Here is a 3722-nt window from a genome sequence, read left to right on the forward strand (position 1 = left end):
ACAAAAACGAGCAGGTAGAAATAATGTTTACCTGTCACAAGTCCTTACGGGGCAAGGGGCTTCGTAATCTTGCCCTGCAGGTAAATAATTCTGTTCGGCGGTAGCGCGGCGTTTTTCAAGGTAGTTGTCGCCTAATTATGTTTAAGCAGCTTGTTCCAGCTGCTCGTTGATATCTGGTTTCTCTGGGTTAAGCATGACCGGCCCAGCAGGTTCGCATTTCCTTATTTCACCTGACCAACGCTCTGGGTTTCTTGTCTTCGCTTGCTCGAAGACTGTCTTTCTTATTGCCAAGATTTCAGCATCCTCGTTACGATGACGTTGCCCTGGAGTCACGAAGCCTATTCGACTGTGGCGATGTTCTTCGTTGTACCACTCGACAAAGTTCTTAACCCAGCTTCTTGCATCATCCAGATTATTGAAGCCGGATGAAGGCCACTGTGGTCTGTATTTCAGCGTCCGGAACAAAGATTCCGAGAACGGATTATCGTTACTGAGTCGTGGTCGGCTATGGGATGGTGTTACACCCAACTCACACAGCTTTGCCTGCAAGGTCGCTGAACGCATGGGACTACCATTATCCGAATGCAGGACAAGAGGTGTACGGAAGCATTGCTCTGTCATTACGGTTCGCTGCATCAACGCCGCAGCTTGCTCTCCGGATTCGCTTTCATAGACTTCCCACCCGACAATTTTACGGCTGTAAATGTCTTCGACCATGTAAAGGTAGAAGTACTGTCCTCGAACAAAACTACTTAAATAGGTAATGTCCCAAGACCAAACTTGGTTGGGTTTCTCCGCTGTATAACTCGTTGGTGCTTTCACCTTTCACGGAGTTTGTGAACGGCCACGATGATGAAGCTGGTTATGCGCTTTCAGTACTCGATAAAAGGTCGACTCTGATGCCAGATATATGTTGTCATCTGCTAACCTGGGAACGATCTGAGATGGCGGCAGACTGGCATATTCTTCACGATTACAGATCTCAACGATTCGGGCCACATCGTCGTCAGACAGCTTATTTACCGGTACCGGACGCTTTGCTGTTAACCGTCTGTCATCTCCGACTATCCCTTTATTTAACCAGCGTTGTAGCGTACGGATTGGCAGCTCAATGGTCTTACAAGCCATTGTTTTGCGTGCTCCTGAAGCAACGGCTTCTTCGACCCATGCGGCTATTTGTTTTCGCTCAGTTAGAGGCGTTAATCGACCTCGTCGTCCTCCCAAAGGGCATCGAACTTTTTTCTCAATACCAGCAATGCTGTGGTTTCTGCTAACGCTTTATCTTTCCGCCGAAGCTCTTTCTCAAGCTGCTTAGTCTTGCGACGCTCAGCTTTTAATTTAGCTTGCGCTTCCTTATCACTGGATTTAGCAGAAGCAGTACCATTGATACAGGCTTCACGCCATTGGACAATTTGTTCCGGATATAAACCTTTAGAGCGACAATACTCACCTAATTCGATTTCGGATAAGCTGGCGGTTTCAACCACTACGGCAAATTTGACTTCCGGTGACCATTGTTCCGGAGATTGACCACTGTTAGGCACTGGACTTCCTGTCTCTCTGATTTGATTGCGCCAATTGTACAGGGTTGCTTCGCTAATGCCTTCTTGTTTAGCCAGCTTTGGTACTGACATACTCATTGGCGGTAACAATTTCTTAAGGACGGCGTTCTTTCGTTCTTCTGGATAGCGGGACATATATTTTGCTTACCGCCCCCTGTCTAATCTACGGATTTAAATTAGGCGACAACTATCCTGACACAGGGGGAGCGTGCCAAATTCAAGTTAACTGCTTGAAATATAGCCATAACAAAGGCATCAAGGTGACACGTTACACTCGGCAGTTTTGGTATGGAGTTTAGTGCGCTTGGTAGGTTCGGTGTTGGTGCACCTTATGCCCGGCGTTATGGCTCTTAACGAACTGTAGTCATCATGGATTGGTTCATCAATGGTGGCAGTTTTACCAATATCTTATCAGTCGCAATGCCGTGAGAGTCGTCCAGCGATTATTGCGGTTTGCAGCTTGGCGAAAACAAAGTTCATTGTCCAATTGGTTGTATATTTTCCAAGTTCTCTAGCCGCAATTGGTCATCACGCGATGATGGTTTTACGCAGGTTACGGTTATCTGCTTGGTGGTCAAAAGGTCCTTTTTCCTTAGTGGCTTTTGGTTGCCCAAGTCCAAGTGCCGCAACAAAGAATTGGCATCTGGTTAGTGTTTGTTTTCTCGTTTACTTAATCGCTTTCAGATTCATTGCCAATGAGGTTCTGATTTTGTTGCCGCTACCTTGCATGATGAAGAGCAAGGCCATCAGAATGCTGATGGTTAATCGAAAAACGTAAGTAAAACAATAGGATTTGCGCCATAACAAAGCCATCAAGGTGATGCGTTACACTCGGCGGTTTTGGTCTGAAGTTCAGTGCGCTTTGCTGGTTCAGTGGGGCACACCTTATGGCAGGCGTTATGCATTATTGTGGAAATAATTAAATATGTTTGGAAGAAGAAAAAAGTCGGATCCTGAATTGGAATTAATGACAGACGAAGAGTTATCTTCACTGACATTGATGGAACTCCAGCGTATTCGTAATAAACGTTGGGCAAATAGCTTAGATGATTTGGTTCAACGGGCGGATGAAGAGCTTTCTCGACGTGATCCAAGGCGAAATTGGGCGTGCACACGTTGTGATAAAACAGCGTTTCATGAACAAGAAATAAGAGTTTCTGGTGGTTTCATGGATAGCTTCATGGGGTGGGAAAGGAATAAGTATCATGCAATTACTTGTAATTATTGTGGTAAGAGAGAGTTTTACAGCACAATGATGTCAGGTGCTCAGAAATCACTTGGGATATTTGGAAGCTAATGCATAACAAAGGCATCAAGGTGACTTGTTACACTCGGTGGTTTTAGTTTGGAGTTTGGTGCACTTGGTGGGTTAGTCGTGGCGCACCTTATGCCCGGCGTTATGAGTTGTTGGAAGTAATTATGTTGGAAATTTCATTAGGGCATAAACTAGCCGACTCTGATAATTGGAAAATGCAAGGAGGCAAATATAGGTATTCTTATGGGTTACCAACAACAGACGGATTGTTGGAATCAGCCAAGGTTTTTAGCAAAAAACATAAAGAATACGAGTCGTTAATTCGTGAATTAAAAGATGCTAATAGAGAAGCACAACAAAACTCCGCCTTGAACCTTTGGGATAGTATTTAGCTAGCCTAACAAAGGCATCAAGTGTGACGCGTTACACTCGGCGGTTTTTGTATGGAGTCCGGTGCGCTTGGTTAGTTGGTCGTGGCGCACCTTATGCCCGGCGTTATGCAACTAGGAAATTTGAGCTTGTGTTATTTGGTTTATGAGAAATTTAGTGTGACCTATGTTGGATAGTTAAAAAGTTTGGAAATTAGATATGGCTGTGATGATGTGGTTAAGTTATTGATGAAGATTGATTTTAATTACATGTATACCTACACATTGTGATTTATATGGTAATTGGTGCGAGATTTTTGTTATTAACTTACGAGACTAAGCCTAATATTAGTGATTTGCTTCAATTTGTCTTCTATCTACACCCCGAGTCTCATCCCTTACCAATTATAACTAAGGCTGATTTTATTATTTATGATTGGCTTAATATTTTTCTTGTTAATTAACCTGAGCTCGGGATAAGAATCTTGGGAACTAAAAGCTGGTTCCGTGATCAGATCTTTCGACCAAGAAGGACTA

At 44.0% G+C, this 3722-nt stretch carries 3 protein-coding genes and 1 pseudogene; 3 read left to right on the top strand and 1 reads right to left on the bottom strand.

The window, feature by feature from the left end; translation table 11 throughout:
* Positions 1-141: 141 nt before the first annotated feature.
* Positions 142-1697: pseudogene (locus Q0852_RS23285) on the bottom strand (IS3 family transposase).
* A gap of 250 nt (positions 1698-1947) precedes the next feature.
* Between Q0852_RS23285 and Q0852_RS23290 the strand changes: the two are divergent.
* The 3 genes from Q0852_RS23290 to Q0852_RS23300 all read left to right on the top strand — a co-directional run bounded on the left by Q0852_RS23290 (position 1948) and on the right by Q0852_RS23300 (position 3209).
* Positions 1948-2340 (top strand): hypothetical protein, encoded by a 393-nt coding sequence (locus Q0852_RS23290; protein ID WP_299022743.1) that lies wholly within the window; start codon positions 1948-1950, stop codon positions 2338-2340.
* A 147-nt stretch (positions 2341-2487) separates the two neighbouring features.
* Positions 2488-2859, top strand: a complete 372-nt coding sequence (locus Q0852_RS23295; RefSeq protein WP_299022746.1) for a zinc ribbon domain-containing protein — start codon at positions 2488-2490, stop codon at positions 2857-2859.
* A 122-nt stretch (positions 2860-2981) separates the two neighbouring features.
* Entirely contained in the window at positions 2982-3209 is a 228-nt protein-coding gene (locus Q0852_RS23300) for a hypothetical protein (RefSeq protein ID WP_299022749.1), read from the top strand.
* Positions 3210-3722: the final 513 nt, after the last annotated feature.

Origin of the sequence: uncultured Photobacterium sp., from assembly GCF_947502415.1 — a bacterium.
GTDB lineage: Bacteria > Pseudomonadota > Gammaproteobacteria > Enterobacterales > Vibrionaceae > Photobacterium.